The sequence below is a fragment of the Gordonia sp. LMA167 genome (assembly GCF_058130025.1).
Genome location: NZ_CM176708.1, coordinates 6,764,585 through 6,786,539, shown reverse-complemented (window position 1 = coordinate 6,786,539; position 21,955 = coordinate 6,764,585). Strand labels below are relative to the sequence as shown.

The following is a 21,955-nucleotide window of genomic DNA, read 5'->3' as shown; positions in this document are numbered from 1 at the left end:
AACCCATTTTGCCCGGTCAGGGCGGTTGAGAACCTCAGGTTCCCGGAGGCGGCGGTCCGCCGCGCCCACCGGGTGGACTCGGCATCGGTCCTCCTGGGCCGCCGGGCATGCCCGGCCCACCCGGTGGGGGCGGACCCATCTGCTGCTGGTTGTCGGCTTTGGATGCGACCCCGACGGTGATGTCGATGGTCATGCCGTCGGCGGGTCTGCCGGTGACCGTGGCCAGCTCCGCATCCCAGCCGTCGCCGAACACATTGTCCGACGCCAACGTCACGTGCGACAGATTGGTGATGCTCTGGGCGTAGGCGCTGTCGTGGTCGAACACCGCATCACAGGCATCCTGCGGCAGCGCGATCTGCGAGGTGAGTCGCGCATCCGATCCGGCCACGGCCTGCTCGAGCGAATCGAACACCTCGAAGTGGATGTGTGGCCAGCGGCCCGCGTAGCAGGCCGGGAAGATCGACGTGAAACGGACCATGCCGTCGGCGTCGGCCACTTGGACTCCGCGCAGGTAGTTCTGGTCGGCGTCGGCCTGGCTGTACATCGAGTAATTGCCGTCGCGGTCGCAGTGCCAGACATAGACCGCCATGCCCTGCCCCGGTGTGCAGTTGTCGACGAGATCCTTCAGCCGAATGGTGATGGTGGCCGGCACGCCCTCCGCCGTGCCCGAGGCGTCGCCGAAGCTCGACCGGATGTCACTGCGCACGATGCCCGAGGCGATCAGGATGTTGGGTCCGTTGCTGCCGTCTCCTGGATAGGGGCCCGCGGTCTCCTCGGGAGCGGCGGGCGCGCAGCCCTGCGCCGTGCCCGACGCATCGGTACCGGCGCTCGACGTAGACGCCGACGACGTGCCCGACGAACCGCCGGACGAGTCCGATCCGCACGCCGCCGCGGTCGTGGCCACGGCACCGGTGGCGAACAGGGCGAACATGCGTCGCCGGGTCAGCGACTGCAGATCGAACCGCAGTCCCCGGTCGTGGTCAGGTGGTTCAGGCGGCATGTGAGTGACGGTACAACCCGACACTTCGGACATCGAGCAGATGAGCTGCGGGGTTGCTGTGAGTCGGTGTCGTCGCAATTTTCCGCCTGGTGAGCGTGGCGTCGTCACTCCGGCGGCCTCGCGGTGTTGAAGAATCGGGCGAACGGCGGGGCATACAGTTGGGATCATGACCGAAGTCGTCACCCCGGAGTCCCTCGCCACCGAGTTGCCGGACGGAATGGTCGTCACCGATCCCGACATCCTCGCCGCCTACCGGCAGGACCGAGCGCAGGACCCGGATGCCGGTACGCCGTTCGCCCTGGTGCGTCCGACCACCACCGCCCAGGTACAGACCGTCGTCCGATGGTGCGCGCGGCACGGGGTGCCGATGGTGACGCGGGGAGCGGGCACGAGCCTCTCGGGTGGGTCGACGGCGGTCGACGGCGCGCTGATGCTCTCCACCGAGAAGATGCGTGAGCTGGTCATCGACACCGCCACCCGAACCGCCGTCGTCCAGCCGGGATTGTTCAACGCCGAGGTGAAGGCCGCCGCTGCCGCGCACAATCTCTGGTATCCGCCGGACCCGTCATCGTTCGAGATCTGCTCGATCGGCGGGAACGTCGCCACCAACGCCGGCGGCCTGTGCTGTGTGAAGTACGGCGTCACCACCGACTATGTCCTCGGGCTCGAGGTGGTGCTCGCGGACGGCCGGGCGGTGCGTCTCGGTGGCAAACAACTCAAGGACTCCGCCGGTCTGCCGTTGACCAAGCTGTTCGTCGGCAGTGAGGGGTTGCTCGGCATCGTCACCGAGATCACCTTGCGGCTGCTGCCGCCGCAGGCACCGGCGTCGACCGTCGTCGGCAGCTTCGCCACCGTGCATCAGGCGAGCGAGGCGGTGCTGGCCATCACCGCTCAGATCCGGCCGGCGATGCTGGAGTTCATGGACTCGGTGTCCATCAACGCCGTCGAGGACATGCTGCGGATGGGCCTCGACCGTGAGGCCGGCGCGCTGCTGGTCGCGCAGTCGGATGCGCCGGGGCCCGCCGGTGCCGCCGAGGTGGAGATCATCCAGCGGGCGTTCGAGGACAACGGTGCCACCGAGGTGTTCGCCACCGACGACCCGCAGGAAGGCGAGGCATTCACCGCGGCCCGGCGTGCCGCCATCCCCGCAGTGGAGAAACTCGGTTCGCTGCTGCTCGAAGACGTCGGCGTACCGCTCCCGCAGCTCCCGGCCCTGATCGACGGTGTCGCGACGATCGCCGCGGAACGTCGGGTGATGATCTCGGTGATCGCGCACGCCGGCGACGGCAACACCCACCCGCTGATCGTGTTCGACCCCTCCGACCCCGACGAGGCCGCGCGTGCCCAGGCGGCGTTCGGCGAGATCATGGACCTCGCGATCGCATTGGGCGGCACCATCACCGGCGAACACGGGGTGGGTCGGTTGAAGAAGGCGTGGTTGCCGAACCAGGTGGGCGAGGACGTCATGGAACTGACCGCGCGGATCAAGCAGGCGCTCGATCCGCAAGGCCTGTTGAATCCGGGTGTGCTGCTCTGAGCGACCCTTCGTGACGCTCACTCGTTCCTCGCGGGCTCCTCAGGGATCGGGCGGGACAATGCCCGCCCGAGCGTTATCCGCTCCCTGAGGCGGGGTCCTGAGGAGCGAGTTTGCGAGCGTCTCGAAGGAAGCGAGGCGCTAGCCGAGCGTCACGAATGGCCGCAAAACTTCAGTGCCGCAAAAGAATCGCGCCCAGGTCGGCGCCGGTGGGCAGCGCGCCGTACTCGAAGGCGCGATCCGCGCCGAGACGCGCGGCGATGAACGCATCGGAGACCGCGGCCGGGGAGTAGCGCACGAGCAGTGACGCCTCCAGCGCCAGGGCCATCGACTCGACCACACGGCGGGCATGTCCCTGTGCCGAGGCAGTGTCCATCCGGGCGAGCTCACCGAGCTGGTCACGCAGGCGCTCGAGGTGCAGGTCCAGGGTGCGGTTGGCGCCGAGCGCCTTGTTGATCTCGGCGTCGAACGCGGCGACCGACTCTGGTTCGCGGGTCATCGCGCGCAGGACGTCGAGCGCGATCACGTTGCCCGAGCCCTCCCACACGGCCATCACCGGCTGCTCGCGGTAGCGCATCGCCAACGGGAACGCCTCGGTGTAGCCGTTGCCGCCCAGGCATTCCAGTGCCTCGTAGGAGTGGTGTGGTCCGCGCTTGCAGATCCAGTACTTGGCGACGGCGGTGGCCAGCCGGCGGAAGGCCTTCTCCTGATCGCTCGCATCCTCGTCGTGGGCGCGAGCCAGCCGGATCGCGGTGACCGTGGCGGCTTCGGATTCCAGGGCGAGGTCCGCCAGCACCGCGGTCATCGCCGGCTGGTCGGCCAGCGTGGCACCGAACGCGGCGCGATGACGAGCGTGCCAGACGGCCTCGGCCACCGACTGTCGCATCCCGGCGGCGCTGCCGAGCACGCAATCCAGGCGGGTCTGCGCGACCATCTCGATGATCGTGCGGACTCCGCGGCCCGGCTCGCCGACCATCACCGCGACCGTGCCGTCGAGTTCGATCTCCGACGACGCGTTCGACTTGTTGCCTAGCTTGTCCTTGAGACGCTGAATGCGGAACACGTTGCGGGTGCCGTCCGGCAGGACGCGCGGCAGCAGGAAACACGAGAGTCCTTCGCCGCCGGCACCTTCCGCCTGTGCCAAGACCAGGAAGGCATCCGACATGGGTGCCGAGCAGAACCACTTGTGGCCGGTCAGCAGGTATTCGCCGCCCGGGCCGCCACCCGCGACCGGCTTGGCGACCGTGGTGTTGGCGCGCACATCCGAGCCGCCCTGCTTCTCGGTCATCGACATCCCGAAGATCGCGGACTGCTTGTCGGCGCTCAGGTCGGGGGAGTAGCTGCGCGACAGTGCTTTCGGCACCCACTGGACGGCGACGTCGGGCTGCAGTTCAAGCGACGGGATTACCGCATGCGTCATCGACACCGGGCACGCATGCCCGGGTTCGATCTGCCCGAACAACATGAACCCGGCAGCGCGGACCACATGCGAGCCGGGCTGTGGATCGGCCCAGCAGCGGGTGTGGCTGCCGTGCGCGACCGACGCCGAGATGATGCGGTGATAGGACGGGTGGTACTCGACCTCGTCGATCCGGTTGCCCCAGCGGTCATGGGTGTGCAGCACCGGCGTGATGGTGTTGGCCAGGTGCGCATCGTGCTGGAACTGGGCGCTGCCCACGAGCTCGCCGATCTCGCGGAGTTCGTCGTCGGCCCACCCGCCGTCGTGGCGTGTGACCGCTTCGCGCAGAACGGTGTTGAGTTCATACTCGTTGATGTCGACGCGTGGCGCGGACTGGTTGAAGACGGTGTGGGTTGTGTGGGGGAGTGGGTGCGCGGTGGTCTCGGTGGAGTGGGTCATGTGGCTGCCTTTCGGGGTTTGGCTGCTGGTCGAGGAGGTCGCGAGTTCTTTCGCTGGTCGAGTAGGTCGCGAACGAAGTGAGTGGCCGTATCGAGACCTGTTGCGACTGGTCTCGATACGCTGTCTCGCCTAGCGGCTCGACGGCTACTCGACCACCGAAGAAGCTCCCGCTGGTCGAGTAGGTGCGAGCCGCGAGGCGAGCACCGTATCGAGACCCCTTAGATCGCATGCTGCAGAACACTGTCGGGAATCTGAAGATTGGTGAACACGATCTTGACGGCGCCCTCGATGTCGCTGTCGAGCTCGGTGCCTGCCGCTGCCTGCTGGATGATGAGCCCGAAGATCGCCGACCAGAAGGCCTTTGCCTCGACGTCGATGGGTGCCCGCAATTCCCACCCGGTGCGCACCAGCGTGCGCATCAGTGCGTCGGCGCCGCGCTCGTGCAGCACGGTCAGCGTCTCCGCGATCGCAGGGCGCAGGTCGGCTCGCCGCGACGCCATCGACATCGCTGTCGTGAACAGTTCGACGTTGCGTGCCTGCTCGCCGAGCAGTGTGGAGATCAGTGCGTGGGTGTACTCGCCGACGGTCGTCGCGGCCTGGGCGGCGTTTTCGGCGTGTCGTCCGGCGCGCAGAACTGCGGCACAGGCCACTTCGACGAACAGGTGTTCCTTGGAGCCGAAGTAGTACGTGACCTGGTTGGGATAGGTATTGGCCTGCTTGCAGATCTGCGCTACTGACGCGGTCTCGCCGTGCTCGGTGAACACCGAGGTGGCGGCGCGGAGCAGCGCCAGGCGCGTTGCCTTGCCGGCTTCACGGGTGGCGCGTGCGGGGGTGGTCACCCGAGAATCGTCGCACATAGTTGTTTGTATGGCAAACAATAAATCGTGGATCGCGCGCACAGAACAGCAGCACCACCGGAGCAGCAGCACCGCGCTGATCGGCCGCCGGCGGCCGCCGTCTCGCGGTCGGCTGCAGGCCCTGCCGACCGCGAGGGGACCTGCTACGAGGGTGCCTGGAAAGCTCCGTCTGGTGCGGTTCGTGGGACGGGTGCCACCAACCCCGGCATCGCCTTATGTTTCTTGGGTGAGCACTTGCCGTAGGTCGTGCCTTGCGGGTCGACGTAGTCGATGTACATACCAGCGCATTCGGTTTCAAGAATGATGCAATGGCCGAAGCCCTTGCACAGCGTGTTGCCGTTGCCGTCGGGCAGCGTGCCGCCGGCCGAGGTGACTGCGGTGCCGCCGAGGAGAATGCCGAGGGACAGTGCTGCGGTGGACGCTGCTCGCGTAATCACTCGAGTCACGCCGGACCTGCCGGCCAGGCCGGCGCGGAATGAGCAGTGTGGGTTGCGTCCAAGTCGCCGGATACTGGAATGCGGTCGACGTCGATCGAGGTTGTGTTCATGGCCGAGTCCTTTGCTCACGCGGCCGAACGTTTCGGCCGTCGATAGAACGAGTCGACGACATGGGGAAGTGCAATAGTTCTTCGTCGGTAACCCTGTTCCCCCAAATGAGGTAATCAGCCCGCCCGAAGTTCTCGATCGCTAAGCACGTCCTGTATATCTTCAATCGCCGTGTTGACGCGGGGTCAATCGGTGATCGGGAGGGAACTACATCATGCTGGCAGGCAACCGGAAAGCGCGGCGAGCGCAGGAGCGTAGCGAGGTCCGGAAGTCGCGGCGTGTGCAGAAGGCAGTGGTGGCCCTGGGCGCCGGTATCGCGGTCGGCGTCGGAGCCACGGGTGCGGCGGGCGCCGAGACAATCCAGGCGCAGGCGATCTCACAGAACAGCTACACCACCGTCGAGAATCTGATCGCCATCGCCGACAACCTCGGGCGTACCCAGATCGCGATGCTGGCACCGGCCGGGTCGGTTTTGCCCGAGGGCTGGGTGCCGGTGGTCACCAGCGAGTCGTCGACCAGCACCGAGCAGCTCAACTTCCTCGAGGCGCTCACCCAGGGCGGCCAACTCTTGCTCGCCGTCCCCGACACCAGCCACGTTCCGGGTGCCTCGACCGCGCTGTCCGGGATCAGCCCGCAGGTGGCGCAGGCCCTTGCCGCACTCCCGCTGGCCGACACCCTCGGCAGCGGGGCGACGGTGTACACGAAGATGGGATCGGCGCTGGTCCAGCTCAATCTCGTCAACGTCAACACGGCCCTGCGCAACACAACGGCCGACGTCGCCGGGGTCGTCGGCAATGACCGAGTTGACCAACATGCCGGCCAACTCACCGGAATCCCGTCGATCGACGACACGCTGGGCTTCTGGACCGGCAGCCGCACCACCTCGAACTGGACGGGAACTTTCAGCTGGTTGGGCGCCGGCGGCACCACGTGGGTCAACCAGGATCGCGTGACCATGGACGGAATCACCTCGGAGCAGCTCAAGGATCTGTTCGGTCAGGATCTGAACGAGCCGGATGCGCTGGTGGTGGCGAATGGATCGTGGAAGAGTTGCGGGTTCCTCTGCGTGAAGTGGGTACAGAAAACCGACGCCAACGGCGACCTGGTCTACACCACCACTTATGACCCCAACACCGGAGTCGCCAACGCGCTGTCCGCACTCGACGGCATCGAGGTGGGTGGATTCTCGATCATCCAGCGCGAGGCGGGCGGCGTCTACAGCGGACCGCTCGGCGGCCAGGCCGGATGGCTGGCCGCCGCGACCCAGGTTGTCGTACCCGGGGTGGGCGGCGCTGACGATCAGGTCGCCACCATCCCGCTCTACGCCGCGGGCGTCAGCCTGCCCGACAACCTGTTCACCACCGGGACGCAACTCAGCCCCGGCCTCGTGACGACCAGCGGCCAGTCGGTGGACTCAGTGCTCGGGAGCCGTTCGTCGACCTGGTCGCTGCCCGGGTTGGGGCTCGGCGCGCAGCAGACCTCGCTGTTGGAGTCCGGTCACCTCGGACCGGATGGCTTCGCGTACAACTCCGGATGGACGATCGCCACGATCACCCTCGGTGATGTGACTGTGCCCGTGGTGTATTCACTGGGCTCGGTCAACGCCGGTCCCAGCGGGTTCGGTATGAGCGGGCCGTCGCTCATGGGTGTCGGACTCCCTGGATTCCAAGTGGGTTCGGCACCGTCGGGCACGTCTTCCGCGATCCCGGACGGCATTTCGCAGCTGCTCGGTGACGTACCCACCTCCGTCATCACCCTGACACCCCAGATGCTGTTCCAGTTGGCCCAGATCGAGGACCCCAGCGGGGGCGTTCTGAGCGACCCGATCGGCACTCTCGAGAAGGTGCTCAGCCCACTGTTCACCGAGTACGTGACGCCGACGGCCACGCAGATCTCGCAGGCACTCGCCGACGCCGCCACCGAAGCGGTGAATCAGGGTTCGGCCCGACTCGCCGACGCCTCCACGAAGGTTGCCGAGGTCACCGAGAACCTCGCCGACAACACGGAGAACCTCAGTCAGGCCGTCGCGACGCCGCCGACCGCCATCGAGCCGAGTGCGATCGACGTTGCCGCACAGGCCAGTACCGGTCGGCATGCACTGCCCGAGGCGCAGGCCTCGCAGGCCGCCGATGGGGATGACTCCACGCCCTACGTCGGCAAGCACCGCGCGGATGATGGCGCATCGACGGATGAAACGCCGGACGTCGGCAGCGACACAGGTGGTTCCGATGACGCCGGCTCGGAGAATGCCGGTTCCGGAGCTTCGGGTTCCGATAGTGCTGGTTCCGACGCTGCAGGTTCCGACGCTGCAGGCTCCGACGCCGCCGTCCCCGACGACGGCGGCTCAACCAACGATGATGGCGACGGCGCCGGAGCGGCCGGCGGCGAGTAGATGGTTGACAACCGTCTATGTGACTGACACGCCCGGTCGGGTCGAAGCGCGGGAGGACGGTCCGGAATCCGAGTTGCTGCCCAAACGATGACCTGCGGGGGGATACGGACGCTGATCTGGACACCTTCGGCGTCGCGTAGCAGCTGATGACAAAATCGGTTGGCATAGAGCATGTTTCGGTGTCAGCGGCGATGTTCATGGGTTTGCACCGCCGGCCGACCCGAGAGGCTGTCCACTCGGGTTGATTCGGTATCAACGTGCGCGTCAGGTCCGGTCCAGTCGCCGCAGGAGACCAGCAGCCTTCCCCGCATGATCCGTTTGAGCACACAAACCGAGGACCTGCCTGCCGATTTCGATGCGCCAGCAATATGACTGCGTACGCTCGAACCTCCGACGGCCCTTGTGCAGGAGCATGTTTCGCTCGTAGTGGTCCGGCGGCACGAAGCGCCTCAGGACACCACACGTGACGAGGCTCAATCAATCGGCGACGCGTCACCCCCGGCGACAGCGAGACGAGCCGAAGCCGAATCGATCAATTGCGCGAGATGCAGAGCCGGTCGGTGACGCAGGTCGGCGAGCTGCGTTCGGCACGAGAACCCGTCGGCGAGAACCACAGCGTTCGGAGCGGCGTCGACCGCGGGGAGTAGGTTCTGCTCGGCCACGGCGACCGACACCTCGTAGTGGCCCCGTTCGACACCGAAGTTTCCGGCGAGTCCACAGCAGCCGGCCACCGTGTGGACCCGCGCGCCGCTGGACTTGAGGAGTTGTGCATCCGCCTCCCAACCGAGCACGGAGTGATGGTGGCAGTGTGGTTGAGCGATGACCTCGATACCGGTGAGGTCCGGTGGTGACCAACTCTGTGTGTTGCTCAGCAATTCGGCGAGTGTGCGGACCCGAGCTGACACCGCCGCGGCGCGTTTGTCGTCGGGGTAGCAGATCGTGGATGTCCTTGCGTAGCACGGCAGTGCAGGAAGGTTCGACCCCGACGATCGGGATATCGCCTGACGCGTCGTCGGTGAGCGCGGCCACGGTCCGGCGCAGGATGTTTCGCGCGGAGTCGAGTTGACCAGTGGTGATCCAGGTGAGGCCGCAACAGACCCGGGATGAGGGGAGTTGCGGTTCGTAGCCCGCTGCGCGAAGCACCCGGACCGTGGCTTCGGCGACCTCGGGATCGAAAGCGTCCGAAAACGAATCGGCGAACAGCAGGACCGGTGTCCGGTCGCTGGCCACCGGTCGGAAGGTGCGTCGGAACGGGCGTCGAGCGAAGCGCGGGATCGATCGGCGGGCGTCGACGCCCGATGCCAACAGCGAGACCTGTGCGATGCCAGGGGCTGACACCAGTAAATTTGTCAGACGCGGCAGTCGCCCGGCGAGGCGCGCCCACATCGGCAGCTTGCCCAGGCTGTAGTGGGAGCGGGGCCGCACACGGCCCCGATACTTCTGGTGCAGCACCTCGGACTTGTACGTGGCCATGTCGATGCCGGTGGGGCAGTCGGATGAGCAGCCTTTGCACGAGAGGCACAGGTCCATCGCGTCGTGCACCGACGGATCGCGCCACGACAACTCGCCGCGAACCACCTCCTGCAGAACCCGGGCCCGTCCCCGCGTGGAGTCCTTCTCCTCGCGAGTCGCCTGGTACGACGGGCACATGACGCCGCCGGTCCCGGAGTTGTCTGCCCGGCATTTGCCGACTCCGGTGCAGCGGTGAACGGCCTGCGTCAGGCTCCCGCCATCGTGCGGGTAGGCCAACGCGAGATCCAGGGCTGGGAACCGGGCCGCCGGGCGCACATTGGCGTCGATCGACTCCGGATCGACGAGCACACCGGGGTTGAGCAGATTCGACGGGTCGAATGCGTGCTTGACGGCCCCGAACAAGGCGATCGCGTCCGCCGAGAACATGTGGGGCAGGAGTTCGGATCGGGCTCGGCCGTCACCGTGCTCCCCCGACAGTGAGCCGCCGAATCCGCCGACGAGGCGCGCTGCGTCGGTGAGGAATTCGCGCATCACCCGGGTGCCGTCGGGGCGGTCGAGAGGGAAATCGAGACGCACGTGCATGCATCCCTCACCGAAATGGCCGAAGGGTGCCGACGTCATCCCGTAGTCGGCGACCAGGTCGTCGAAACGGGCGAGGTAGTCGCCGAGTTGAGCGGGCGGCACCGCGGCGTCCTCCCAGCCCGGCCACGCCGGCTTGTCGGAGGGTGCGCGGCCGGCGAGTCCGGCGCCGTCTTCGCGGATCCGCCATAGACCAGCCGCGACGACGGGGTCGGTGACAACGATGGCCGATTCGCCGAGCCCGGCCCCGGCCAGCGCCTCGGCGCGTGCGCGAACGTCGTCGAGGTGTTCACCGGCCAGCTCGACGAACAGCCATGCCCGTCCAGTAGGCAGGTCGGGGATTGCGCTGTCGCCGCGTCGGGAGCGAAGGACGTCAACCAACCGGGAATCGAGTCCTTCGCACGCTGTCGGTCGGTGCTCGACGACGGCCGGGGCGGCCCGCCCGGCATCGACGATCGTCGCGAAACCGAGGACGACGACCACTCGCACCGGCGCGTCGGTCACCAACTTCACGGTTGCCTGCGTGACGACGCCCAGGGTTCCTTCTGATCCGACGAGAGCCTGTGTCAGATCGAAGCGCTCAGGGAGCAAGTGGTGCACGGCGTAGCCGGACACCTGACGGCCGAACCGATCGAACTCGGTGCGCGCCGTCGCCAGATGCGGCGACATCGCGGTGCGAACCGCGGCCAGCAGAGCCTCGGCGCCACGAGTGAACGCTCCCGACACGTCGTACCCGGTCACCAGCCGGTCGCCGTTCGCGGTGACCATTTCGAGCCCCGCGATGTTGTCGGATGTTCGTCCGTAGGCGAGGGAGCGGGAGCCGCACGCGTTGTTGCCGATCATCCCGCCGATCGTGCAGCGGGCATGCGTCGACGGGTCCGGACCGAAGCGCAGACCGCTTGCGGCGACCGCCTTCTGGAGGGTGGCCTGCACCGCCCCGGCCTCGACGACCGCAGTCCGTGAGATCGGATCAAATGAGATGACCCGATTGAGGTGCCGGGAGAAGTCGAGGACGATCCCGGGTCCGACGGCGTTGCCCGCAACCGACGTGCCGGCACCGCGCGCGGTGATGGGCACGCCGTACTCGCGCCCGACGGATAACGCGGCAAAGACGTCGTCCACGCCACGTGGGCGCACCACGGCCCTCGGTGGAACGCGATAGAGGGATGCATCCGACGAGTACATCGCCCGGGCGCCGACGTCGGCTCGGACCTCGAGTCCGGCAGCGCGGAGTCCGGTGCAGAGGTGATCGGACCCAGAAGTCATTCGATTGCCCGTCCAAGAAGATGAATAGATGTCCTGGTCACGAGGCGTCGACGATGCTGTCGACCAATCCCCATGCCAGTGCGGTATCCGCGTCGATCCGCCGTCCGGACATCGCGAGATACGCAGTGCGCCAACGTCCGACGCGTCGTGGAATGCTCACCGTACCACCCGCGCCGGGGATGAGGCCCAGGCCCAGCTCGGGCAGCGCGAACACGGCGTCAGGGCGGGCGACGACGGACCCGCAGTACGCGGCCATCTCCAGGCCGCTGCCGAGCACGGCGCCATGGATCTCGGCGCGGAACCGAGACCCGAGTCGTTCCCGAACTGCGTCGAGCAGCAGTGCCGGGCTGTACCGGGTCCGAGCCAGATGCGCGTCGGCTGGATCGGACAGGAGTCCGAACTCGACGAGATCTCCTCCGCTGCAGAATGATCGACCATTGCCGGTGAACACGACCGAGGTGATCGAGGCATCGGCGAGCGCTGCGTGCAGTCCGTCGATGAGGCCCGCGCGCAGCACGTTGCTGAACGCGTTGTGCCGGTCGGGCCGATTGAAGGTGATCCGCATGGTGTCGTCGTCGCGCTCGAGCAGCACGGCATCGTCCTGCTCGTGGCGAGCGCAGCGACCTTTGCCCGCGAGCCATCGCGCGAATTCCGGACCGGCCTGCAGCGTGGAATAGGCGAGCGACTCGGTGGTGAGTCCCTGTCGTGTACCGGTACCGGGGACGTTGGCGCGCAGCACGTCGTCGCAGATCTGGGCGGCGGTGGGGTTCGCCGACACCGTCTCGCGGATCTGGTCGAGCGCCTCGTCGACCGAATCGACGCGGACCACACGGTGGTCGTCGCCTGCGGCCTCGCCGATTGTGAACGATGCGCGTTGTTCCCACGCGTCGGCGACGGACCCTACCGGGATCGAGACACCCGGATTGACCGCGACGGTGACGCCGCCAAACGAGTCGAGATCGTTCGGCGGCGCCCCGGGAGCGCTGAGGTCCACGATCGTCAATACGGAATCGGTGGACACAGTTCGTCTCCCTGTCGTCGAGTGTCAGACCGACCGGGTGGCCGCGTCTTCTCCGGCAAGATACCCGAACACGACTCCGAGGACGATCGTGCCGCCTGCGCCTCCGTAGAATCCGAGAGTGGTTGCACCACCGACATTTCCGGCTGCATACAGACCGGTGATCGCGCCACCTTCGAGATCGAGCACGCGGCCTTTGGCATCGGTGCGCGGACCGCCGAGGGTGCCGATCGCGCTCGCCTCGATCTTCACCGCATAGTAGGGCGGCTGGTCGACCGGACCGAGGGCTCCCGATGCGGGGTTCTTCAGCGCGGGACGCATGATCATGGCGAGCGGCCGGACCAGGCAGCGGCGCATCAGGTCACCCCGACGGGACTTGGAGAAGAAGGCCATCACGAAGCCGGCGATGGGGCCGATGAGCTTGGCGAGGGCCATCCGGCTGCGCTCGGCGAGGCGCGGCGACCAGGCGTTCCACGAAAGCCGACCCAGGAACGGGTTGTGGTCGCCGAAGAAGCGTTCGAACGTCGTGGTGCCGCGGCCGAACCAGGGGTCACGACCTTTGGCGGCCTCGGGGTTGTAGTCGCGGACCGTCTTGGTGAGGCCGGCCGGGTCGATGCCGCACTTGCGTGCCAGCGCTTCCAGCGTGGGCGCGCTCTCGACGATCGACGGATACTGACCGCCCGGCGGAGTGCTGAGGAACGCATACCGCTGGTGGTAGTACTCGTCGAAGATCATCCACGCGGTCTCATTGATCATCTCGCCGGTCTCGGGGTCGGCCGCGCGCATCACAGCGCCGAGATCGTTGTAGGACGCGGCTTCGTTGCCGAAACGCTCACCGTTGCGGTTGACCATGATGGTGTGCGGCAGTGCGCGCTCACCCTGGACGAGACGACTGATCGGAGTGCCGTCGAGTTCTTCACCCGGCACCTGGATACCCGGCATCCACCACGCCTGATCCATTCCGACGAGGTCGGCGCCCACGTCGGCGGCCATCTGGACTGCGTCGCCTCGGTGACCCTTGACGCTCACCTGGACCGGGAACTGGCCGCCGAGATGCTTGGAGGTCAGGTCGGCGGAACCCTCGAAACCTCCGGAGGCCAGGATGACACCGCGTGCTGCCGAGACGGTGACGGTGCCCTCTGGGGTCTCGACCTCGACACCGGTGACGGCGCCGCCGTTCTGCAACAGTCGGGTGACACGGGTCTCGGTACGAACCTGAACCCCCACGTCGAGCGCGCCCTCGAGGAGCGCTCCGATCAGGGCGTAGCCGCCGAGCCACACGCTCTGGATGCCGTTCATCAGCCACAACGGCAATGGGTTGCGTGCCATGCCGGACTTCTTGGGAGGGCGCACGAGTGCGGCGTCCTCGCCCAGGCCGTCGGGCGAGAAGGGTGCGGGGAACAGCGAGCGGAAGTTCGACGCGCCCCGGATGTCGGACGTGTAGTCCGGCCACGCCACGGGAATCCAGCGCAGCCCGGTTCGGTCTTCCACGAAGCGGGCGACCTTCGGAGAGGAGTCGAGGAACGCGTCGATGACGTCCGGGTCGAGGGAGTCGTCGCGGCCCTCGCCCATCAGGTAGATCCGCGCCTCCTCGGGAGAGTCGGCGGCCCCGAGTGCCCCGTATGAGTAGCCGTGGTTCGGGACCCAGATGGCGCCGCCGGAGATCGCGGAGGTCCCGCCGACGAGGTGTTCGGACTCGAGGACCAGGACACTGGCGCCCTTCGCGGCGGCACTGAGGGCAGCCGCCATGCCGGATGCACCCGAGCCCACCACGACGACGTCGACTTCGGTCGGGACGTCGAACTCGGCCGCCGAGCCGACGCTGCCGCGATGTCCGGCTGTTCGCTTCTGCAGCTTCATGAAAACCCTCACTATCCGTTGCTCTTGTGTGCTCCAGCACACAATACTCTATTTATCATGAGCAAATACCATCGAGTTGATATCTGCGTTTGAAACACCTGGTCAGCGGGCCAGGAAGCCTGCGTCGACGGCCAAGCTGTGTCCGGTCACGTACGACGATCGGTCCGAGCAGAGCCACAGGCATGCCTCGGCGATCTCTTCCGGGGTGCCCAGACGGCCGAACAGGCTCAGCCCGAACTCGTCCGGCGGGGTGACGCCCGAGGCCGCGCGTGCGGCACGGATCATCGGGGTGTCGATGCCGCCGGGAAGGACCGCATTCACCCGGATCTGGTCTCGACCGTGCTCGAGCGCCGCCGCTTTCGTCAGCCCCACGACGCCGTGTTTGCTCGCGACGTAAGCCGGATTGTGTGCTCGAGCCTTGACCGAACTCACCGAACCGAGGTTGACGATCGAACCCGATTGCTGCGTCACCATCTGCCGCAGCTCGTGCTTGAGACACAGGGCGACCGCGCGCAGGTTGACTGCGATGATGCGGTCGAACGTCGCGATGTCGAGGTCGACGATCGGCGCCGAGTCGGGTGGCAGTGCAGCATTGTTCACCGCCCAGTCGAGGCGCCCCCACTTCTCGACCGCCGTGGTGACCATGCCGGCCACGTCCGCCTCGTTCGACACGTCGACACGCATGAACGTGGCCGCACCGCCATCGGCGAGGATCTCGTCGACCACCGCCGATCCGTGCTCGGCGTCGAGATCGGCGACCAGGACGCGAGCGCCGTTGCGTGCGAGGAGTCGGGCCGTCGCCGCACCCATGCCCGAGCCACCTCCGGTGACGATCGCGACGGCGTCGGGCGCGTGGGCATCCGGACGGGGGATGGTGGTCATGGAAAGCTCCTATCTGCATGCCGGGCCGGCGGGCCCGGAAATCGTTGGGGCGGTAGCCGGTCCGATCGCTTGGTGGGGATTGACGAAAGCTACGTGACGGCTACCGTGCGCGGGGTCACTCGAGTGCGGCACCGACGGCGATCGCCTCTTCGATGAGCGTCTCGAGGGCTGCGCGGGAGCGGACGCCGGGCTCGTAGCGGACCTTGCGCAAGGTGCCATCGAACGGGAAGGCTCGGTGTCGGGAGTAGATGGACCAGGACACCGGCGAGCGTCGGTCGGCGCCGACGTCGATGCCCTGGAACGGGGTCATGCCACGTAATGCGGGCATGATGCCGGACGCGACCGCGTCGCCGTTCGCCGATAGTGTCACCGACCACGTCGTTGTATCGGGGAGACCGACATCGACGACGAACTCCACGCTGCCGGTGGGTGTTGCCGCGGTGAGCTCGGTCATGTCTCCGAAGAAGTTCTGCACGAGGTGGATTCGGCCGTCCTCGAGGTACAGCACGTAGCCGGACTCCTGGCCACCATGTGCGACCAGCACCCCGGACGATGTCGCTTCGACCTCGGCCTCGACGATGATGCGAAAAGGGCGCCCGGCGATGAGCCGTAGCGACCGGTAGCGCTCGAGCGTCGGTGTTCCCGAGAGGATGTCCAGGGGTTGTTCGAGGACGGCGTCACCGGGTGGACGGCGGAGGTGATTACCGCCGGCGCCTTCGTTGATCGGGAAGACCTGGTTGGCCCACGCGGCCTCGTCCCATGCGCGTTTGAGTTCTTCGAGCAGACCGGGATTGTCGGCAGCCACGTCGTGGAGTTGGTTGAGGTCCTCGTCGACGTGAAACAGCGCCCATGGCTCTGCGGAGAGCGGCACGAGATCCGTTCGGTTCGGCAGCGACGCCGACGGCTGCAGTGATTCTCGCATCGTCACGGCTTCCCAGCCGTCCTTGTAATAGCCGCGGTTGCCGTTGCACTCGTAGTACTGCTCGGAGTGGTTCGACAGTGCGCCGGGATCGGCGAGCATCGCGGCGAAGCTGGTACCGTCGACCGGGTTTGCCGCCTCACCGGATCGCTCTGCGGGCGAATCGAGTCCGATGAGCTCGGTCAGAGTCGGCAGGATGTCGGTCACATGCACGTACTGGCGCGAGATCACCGAGCCGACCGGGGCCACCTTCTCCGGATACCGCAGGATCATCGGAACCGTATGGCCGCCGCGATAAGTGGTGATCTTGTACAAGCGAAAAGGTGTGTTGCACGCCATCGCCCATCCGCGCGGGTAGTGTGCCCAGCTCTGCGGTCCGCCGATCTCGTCATCGGAGTACATCTGGAAGTCCTGCTCGGTGACCTCTGATGACGACGTCGTCGGCGAGCTCAGCCTCTGGTAGAAGTTGGACCCGTGGCTCAGCCCCTCTCTCGACGCGCCGTTGTCGCTCAAGAACAGGAACACGGTGTTGTCCCACTCACCGAGCTCCTCCAACAGGGTGCGCAGACGAGCGGCGCTGGTGTCGATGGACTCGACCATGGCGGCGTAGACCTCCATGTATCGAGCCATCACTCGCCGTTGATCTTCGGGCAGTGAGTCCCATTCCGCGACATCGAGGTGTTCCTCCGAGTTTCGCGGCGGCAGTCGCGTTCCGGGAGGCACGAGGCCGAGCTCGACCTGTCTCGCGAGACGCTCATCGCGGATGGCGTCCCAGCCCTTGTCGTACTTACCGCGGTGGCGCAGGATGTCCTCGCGCGGCGCCTGCAGGGGGGCATGGCATGCGCCGTGGGCGAAGTACATGAAGAACGGTTTCGCCGGGTTGGCCGACTTGGTGGCCCGGATCATGGACAGGGCGCGATCGGTCAGGTCGGTGGTCAGGTAGTAGTCCTCGGGGTACGAGTCGGTGTCGACCGCAGAGTTGCCCTCGTACAGGCGGTGCGGGTGGTGGAAGTTCGTCATGGCTTCGAGGAATCCGTAGTACTGGTCGAACCCACGCTGCAACGGCCATGAGTGCTTCGACGCCGCATCGTGCATCTCCGAGTCCTTGCTCAGGTGCCATTTGCCGACCATCATCGTGGAATAGCCGTTGTGGCGGAAGACTTCCGCGATAGTCGGCTGATTCTCCGGCAACTCGCCCGCGTAGCCGGGGAAGCCGGGGTCGTTGTTGCTGACCATGCCGACCCCGACCGCGTGTTGGTTGCGCCCGGTCAACAAGGCGGCGCGAGTGGGGGAGCAGAGCGACGTCACGTGGAAGTTGGCGTACCGCAATCCATCCTGGGCGATCGCATCCAGCGCCGGTGTCTCGATCTCGGATCCGTAACAGCCGAGGTCCGAGAAACCGACGTCGTCGGCCAACATGACGATGACATTCGGCGCGCCCTCGGGTGGCGTGGGCCGTGTCGGCCAGGACGGTATCGATGCCCCGAATGTCCGATGTGCTTGTCCTGCAAAGCCTTCGTAGGGCGGACGGCCCGGACTGGTTATCACTAATTCATTATGAGAATTAGACGCGGCTGTGTCAACGGTCACTCGGCCGGAACCGGACCCGGTTGCGGCCACACCGCGGCGCGTAGTCGGGGGGAACGGGGTGTGCGCATGCCGATTGCCGGTGCCGTCACGACTCGGATGACCACTCGGCCATGGTGATGACGACCTTGTGACGGCCGGTCGACGGGGTCATCGCCGCTTCAAACGCTTCGGCGACCCGGCTGACCGGGAACGCATGTGTGAGCATGGTCGGGATCAGATCAGGATGGCGTTTCAGGTACTCGTCGGCGGCTCCCAGAGTTCGTCGGCGGTCTCGCGTGCCGCCGGCCATCAGGGTGAGATCCTTGCGGACCATCCGTTCCATGTCGATGGCGTAGTGGTCTTCGTCGGGGACGCCGAAGTAGAACACGGTCCCTTGCGGTGCGACGGCGTCGATCGCGTGGTTGAGCGTCGCGGTCTGATGTCCGATGGCTTCGACGATGACTCCTGGACGGTCGGCGTCCTCGATGCATGCGGCCCAGGCCGCGCTGTGTGAACGGGTCACCGACCGGAGTCCCGCGGCGGATGCGACCTCGGCGCGGTCGACGAGATCGACGCCGTCGACGTGCGCTCCTGACATGTTCAGTACGTGCGCGAAGAGCAGGCCGATGGGGCCGAGGCCGAGGACCGTGCAGCGTCGTCCGGCAACGTCGCCGAGGCGTTCGACGGCGTAGAGCACGCATGCGAGGGGTTGCAGTAGTACTGCTTCGGCCGGCGACCATCGGTCCGAGTGGACGGCGAGTGAGTCGGCGTCGGTGGTCACGATTTCGGCCATGCCGTCGAAGCCTGTCGCCCAGCCGACGACGTGGTCTCCCGGCCGGAACTCGGAGGTGCCGGGGTCGACGATTCGGCCTGCGATCTCGTGCATCGGCGACCCGGCGGGTGCGATGCCGTCGGGATGGGCGTCACCGCCGAATCGTGCCGGGACTCCGCGCACGAATGGTCCGTCGCTGCCGCAGATGCCGCCGGCGAGGACTCGGACGGTCGCTTCGCCTGGGCCGGGCACAGGCTCGGTCGCAAGGTCGGTTTCGCGGAACCGCATCGGGCCCGTGAGCAGGACTGATCGCATTGCAGACCTTTCATTTGTCGGTGTCACGCTCTTGTGACAGGTAGGAGGCGACCCGGGCCGAACCCGGCAGACGGTAAATCATGATGATAAATAGCTGCCTGTGTCAAGCGTCACTCATCGGTCCCGGTCGGCGGGTCGTCTCATTCGGCCACGCGGCCCGCGATTGTGATGCCCATCTCGATACGAAATCGATGTGATCCAGGGTTGACAACCTATTCCTCATGATACTCACTCACCTGTGACCGTCGCCATAGTTTCGCGACCTAAAGCCACCCCGGAAGGAAAACCATGAGCCCGAAAAAATTGACGGCGCTGATCGGCGCCGCGGCCCTCGCCGCGGCCCTCGCCGCGGGTATCGCAGCCTGCGGCAGCGGCGGCAGCTCCGCCGACGCGGGGAGCATGCAGGTGATGATGTACCCGAGCGTTGCCTATCGACTTCCGGTGATCGTCGCCCAGGAGAAGGGGTTCTTCGCCAACGAGGGGGTGAAGATCAACATCATCTCCCAACCGAACAATCTGCAGGGTATTCAGGCACTCGAGGCCACCAAGTCACAGGCCGGGCTGATGAGCACCTCGACCCTCGGGCAGGGCATTCAGGCGGGTAGCCAGGTCCAGGCGTTCTGCGGTGGCCTCGACGTCACGCAGTCCTCCATCGTGGCGCCTGCCGACACCAAGCTTCCCTCGGTACACGACGGCGCCACCGCGGACGAGGTGTTCAAAGCGCTCAGTGGCCTCAAGGTCGGCGCACAAACCCCGGTCGGCAGCGGCTTCCAGGTCATGCTCGACGCGGCTCTCACGAAGGGCGGGGCGTCGAATATGACCTGGGTTAACATCGGCGGCAGTAACTCGGTCACTCAGGCATCGCTGCAGAACGGCAGTGTCGATGTGGCGCAGTCGAGCCCGTCCGGCACGCAGATGCTCGTCGAGACGGGCATCGCCAAGGAGTTGGTGTACATGCCTGACAGCAGCGACCTCTACGGGCAGCTGTACGGCAGCCCCTGGGTCGGACCGAAGGCTTGGCTGGCGGAGCACCCCGAGACAGCGAAGGCGTTCTGCGATGGGACCGCGGCGGCACTCGACTACATCAACGACCCGGCGAATCATGACGAGGTTTTGCAGATCTCGATGAAAGACAGCGGGATCCGCGATGAGAATGTCGCCGAGGCCGTGCTGCAGACATACAAGAAGGGCTACTCTGCCGACCTGTCGACCGACACCATCCAGAAGACCTTTGACGAGTACGAGAAGCTGGGCATCGTCAAGCCGCAACCGGCGCTTGATGCGACGGCGATCGTCAACACTGTCGGGCGCCAGTCATGACCACGGCGATCGGCAATGTACGAAAGGACGGGTCCGCTATGAGCGCGGCCACACAAGCGGGCAACACTGTCGCCGAACCCAAAGTGAGTTTCACGAACATTCGTCAGGTGTTCGATCTGCCAAAGCAGGCGAAGAACGACACCGGTGCGGCGTCGAGCGTAGTGGCACTTGACAATGTGAACCTGGAGATTCCGGATGGGCAGTTCGTGGCGCTCGTCGGGGCCAGTGGGTGCGGCAAGACGACTTTGATGAACATGATCGCAGGGCTGGTGAAGCCCACCGCCGGGACGGTGGAGGTCAGTGGTAAACCGCCACGCCTGCCCAACCTGGACATCGGATACAAGTTCGCTCGGGATGCTTTGCTGCCGTGGCGAAGCGCTCGTCGCAGCGTGGAGCTGCCGCTCGAGGTTCGGGGCTGGGATCGACAGCGTCGGCGCGAACGCGCCGATGAGATGCTCGACCTCGTCGGTCTGCGCGACAAGCACACCCAGTACCGCAACCAGCTCTCCCAGGGTATGCGTCAGCGAGTGGCGCTGGCCCGCACGCTGGCATCCGACCCGTCGATCCTCTTGATGGCGAACCCTTCGCCGCCCTGGATGCGCGTACCAAGCTCACCCTGGAAGGTGAGTTCCTCCGCATCTGGGAAGGCGGTGGCGACTCCCGCAAGACCGTCATCTTCGTCACTCACGACCTCGACGAGGCGGTCCTGCTCGCCGACCGGGTGGTGATCATGCTGCCGCGCCCGGGGCGGATCGCCAAGGACATCATCGTCGACCTACCCCGGCCACGCGCTGATCATCTCGGTGAGGTCCGATACACCGAAGAGTTTCGCGAGATCACCCAGTCGCTGTTCGACAGCCTGGAAGGTGCCATCGCGTCCGAGGAGGAGGTGACAGGGCGATGACCGTCGCAGACGAGAGGGTGGCCAACGCTTCGTCGGCAGCTTCGAGCCAGACCGACGCGCCGGCCAAGCCCCCCTCGAAGGTCAAGCACCGCTTGGCGGTAGCCGCGATCCAGGTGGCCGTCGTCGTGGCGTTCTTGGGCATCTGGGAATGGGCGTCACGCACGGAACTGATCGACCCGTTGCTGTTCGGGCGACCGAGCGAAGTGTGGACGGCGTTCTTCGAATACGTTCCGTCGGCGGATGGCTTGGCGTCGCTGACCGCCACATTCCAGGCGGTCGCGCTCGCGTTCGTCATCGGTTCGATCCTCGGCACCGTGTGCGGGTTCGTGTTGGGCTTGAGTCACTGGGCGAACGACATCTTCGGTCCGTTCCTCGTCCCACTGAACAGCATCCCGCGTATCGCGCTGGCGCCGATGTTCATCGCCTGGTTCGGTCTGACGATGAATGCGAAAGTCTTCCTCGCTGTGACCATCGTGTTCTTCATCCTCGCGGAGAACGCGCGCTCGGCAGTCCAGTCGGTTGACTCGGACCTGATGACCATGGCTCGCGTCGTGGGCCTGAAGCGCTCGGCTCTGGTCTGGAAGGTGGTATTGCCTTCGGCGGTGCCGACGATGTTCGCCGGCCTGCGCCTGACGTTCACATACTCGCTGCTGGGTGTCATCGCTTCGGAGATGATCGCGGCCACCAACGGCATCGGTCAGGACATCGTCCTGTTCTCGTCGGGCTATCAGATCAACACGGTCTTCGCGATCATCATCGAGTTGGTGATCATCGCGGTCTTCGTCAACGCGGTCTTCCAGTACGTAGAGCGTCGCCTCCTGCGCTGGCAGGAGTGACCACCCCTTTTACCCCGGCTCCGGCGACACCGTCGCCGGAGCCGGTTTCCATGTGT

The 21,955-nt window shown here is 66.2% G+C and carries 15 protein-coding genes and 1 pseudogene; 6 read left to right on the top strand and 10 right to left on the bottom strand.

What is annotated here, in order from left to right; translation table 11 throughout:
• Nucleotides 1–34: 34 nt before the first annotated feature.
• The gene (locus tag ACVT6V_RS30485) at nucleotides 35–1,000 is read right to left on the bottom strand and encodes an intradiol ring-cleavage dioxygenase (RefSeq protein ID WP_489897781.1); all 966 of its coding nucleotides are present in this window, start codon (nucleotides 998–1,000) and stop codon (nucleotides 35–37) included.
• 166 nt (nucleotides 1,001–1,166) lie between these two features.
• On the opposite strand from ACVT6V_RS30485, the gene ACVT6V_RS30480 reads away from it, so the two are divergent.
• Complete coding sequence (locus tag ACVT6V_RS30480) at nucleotides 1,167–2,537, top strand: FAD-binding oxidoreductase (RefSeq protein ID WP_489897780.1); 1,371 nt, start codon at nucleotides 1,167–1,169, stop codon at nucleotides 2,535–2,537.
• Nucleotides 2,538–2,706: 169 nt separating this feature from the next.
• Here ACVT6V_RS30480 and ACVT6V_RS30475 read toward each other — a convergent pair whose 3' ends face one another.
• The 3 genes from ACVT6V_RS30475 to ACVT6V_RS30465 form a co-directional block, all read right to left on the bottom strand.
• Entirely contained in the window at nucleotides 2,707–4,392 is a 1,686-nt protein-coding gene (locus tag ACVT6V_RS30475) for an acyl-CoA dehydrogenase family protein (protein WP_489897779.1), read from the bottom strand.
• Nucleotides 4,393–4,610: 218 nt separating this feature from the next.
• Nucleotides 4,611–5,231 (bottom strand): TetR/AcrR family transcriptional regulator C-terminal domain-containing protein, encoded by a 621-nt coding sequence (locus ACVT6V_RS30470; protein WP_489897778.1) that lies wholly within the window; start codon nucleotides 5,229–5,231, stop codon nucleotides 4,611–4,613.
• 161 nt (nucleotides 5,232–5,392) lie between these two features.
• On the bottom strand, nucleotides 5,393–5,686 hold the full coding sequence (locus tag ACVT6V_RS30465; protein ID WP_489897777.1) for a hypothetical protein: 294 nt from the start codon (nucleotides 5,684–5,686) through the stop codon (nucleotides 5,393–5,395).
• A 322-nt stretch (nucleotides 5,687–6,008) separates the two neighbouring features.
• Here ACVT6V_RS30465 and ACVT6V_RS30460 point away from each other — a divergent pair, with 322 nt between their 5' ends.
• Complete coding sequence (locus tag ACVT6V_RS30460; protein WP_489897776.1) at nucleotides 6,009–8,186, top strand: hypothetical protein; 2,178 nt, start codon at nucleotides 6,009–6,011, stop codon at nucleotides 8,184–8,186.
• A 473-nt stretch (nucleotides 8,187–8,659) separates the two neighbouring features.
• Here the strand turns inward: ACVT6V_RS30460 and ACVT6V_RS30455 are convergent.
• From ACVT6V_RS30455 to ACVT6V_RS30430, 6 genes and pseudogenes are all read right to left on the bottom strand, one after another.
• Nucleotides 8,660–11,504: pseudogene (locus tag ACVT6V_RS30455) on the bottom strand (FAD-binding and (Fe-S)-binding domain-containing protein).
• A 37-nt stretch (nucleotides 11,505–11,541) separates the two neighbouring features.
• Nucleotides 11,542–12,525 (bottom strand): enoyl-CoA hydratase/isomerase family protein, encoded by a 984-nt coding sequence (locus ACVT6V_RS30450; protein ID WP_489897775.1) that lies wholly within the window; start codon nucleotides 12,523–12,525, stop codon nucleotides 11,542–11,544.
• A 24-nt stretch (nucleotides 12,526–12,549) separates the two neighbouring features.
• On the bottom strand, nucleotides 12,550–14,382 hold the full coding sequence (locus tag ACVT6V_RS30445; protein WP_489897774.1) for an FAD-dependent oxidoreductase: 1,833 nt from the start codon (nucleotides 14,380–14,382) through the stop codon (nucleotides 12,550–12,552).
• 102 nt (nucleotides 14,383–14,484) lie between these two features.
• Nucleotides 14,485–15,264: an SDR family NAD(P)-dependent oxidoreductase gene (locus tag ACVT6V_RS30440; protein ID WP_489897773.1), complete on the bottom strand. Its 780-nt coding sequence runs from the start codon at nucleotides 15,262–15,264 to the stop codon at nucleotides 14,485–14,487.
• Between the two features lie 115 nt (nucleotides 15,265–15,379).
• Nucleotides 15,380–17,731, bottom strand: a complete 2,352-nt coding sequence (locus ACVT6V_RS30435; protein WP_489897772.1) for a sulfatase-like hydrolase/transferase — start codon at nucleotides 17,729–17,731, stop codon at nucleotides 15,380–15,382.
• 127 nt (nucleotides 17,732–17,858) lie between these two features.
• Complete coding sequence (locus ACVT6V_RS30430; RefSeq protein ID WP_489897771.1) at nucleotides 17,859–18,839, bottom strand: zinc-dependent alcohol dehydrogenase; 981 nt, start codon at nucleotides 18,837–18,839, stop codon at nucleotides 17,859–17,861.
• A 288-nt stretch (nucleotides 18,840–19,127) separates the two neighbouring features.
• On the opposite strand from ACVT6V_RS30430, the gene ACVT6V_RS30425 reads away from it, so the two are divergent.
• Genes ACVT6V_RS30425 through ACVT6V_RS30410 form a run of 4 tightly spaced genes read left to right on the top strand, consistent with a single transcriptional unit; the run spans nucleotide 19,128 to nucleotide 21,899 of the window.
• A complete protein-coding gene (locus ACVT6V_RS30425) occupies nucleotides 19,128–20,159 on the top strand; it encodes an ABC transporter substrate-binding protein (protein ID WP_489897770.1) in 1,032 nt (343 codons plus the stop codon).
• 38 nt (nucleotides 20,160–20,197) lie between these two features.
• Nucleotides 20,198–20,887: an ABC transporter ATP-binding protein gene (locus tag ACVT6V_RS30420; protein WP_489897769.1), complete on the top strand. Its 690-nt coding sequence runs from the start codon at nucleotides 20,198–20,200 to the stop codon at nucleotides 20,885–20,887.
• Nucleotides 20,888–20,889: 2 nt separating this feature from the next.
• Nucleotides 20,890–21,063 carry a hypothetical protein gene (locus ACVT6V_RS30415; protein ID WP_489897768.1) on the top strand — a complete coding sequence of 58 codons (174 nt, stop codon included), beginning with the start codon at nucleotides 20,890–20,892 and terminating at the stop codon, nucleotides 21,061–21,063.
• Nucleotides 21,060–21,899 (top strand): ABC transporter permease, encoded by an 840-nt coding sequence (locus ACVT6V_RS30410; protein WP_489897767.1) that lies wholly within the window; start codon nucleotides 21,060–21,062, stop codon nucleotides 21,897–21,899. Before ACVT6V_RS30415 ends, ACVT6V_RS30410 begins: the two co-directional genes overlap by 4 nt.
• The last annotated feature ends 56 nt before the right edge of the window (nucleotides 21,900–21,955 follow it).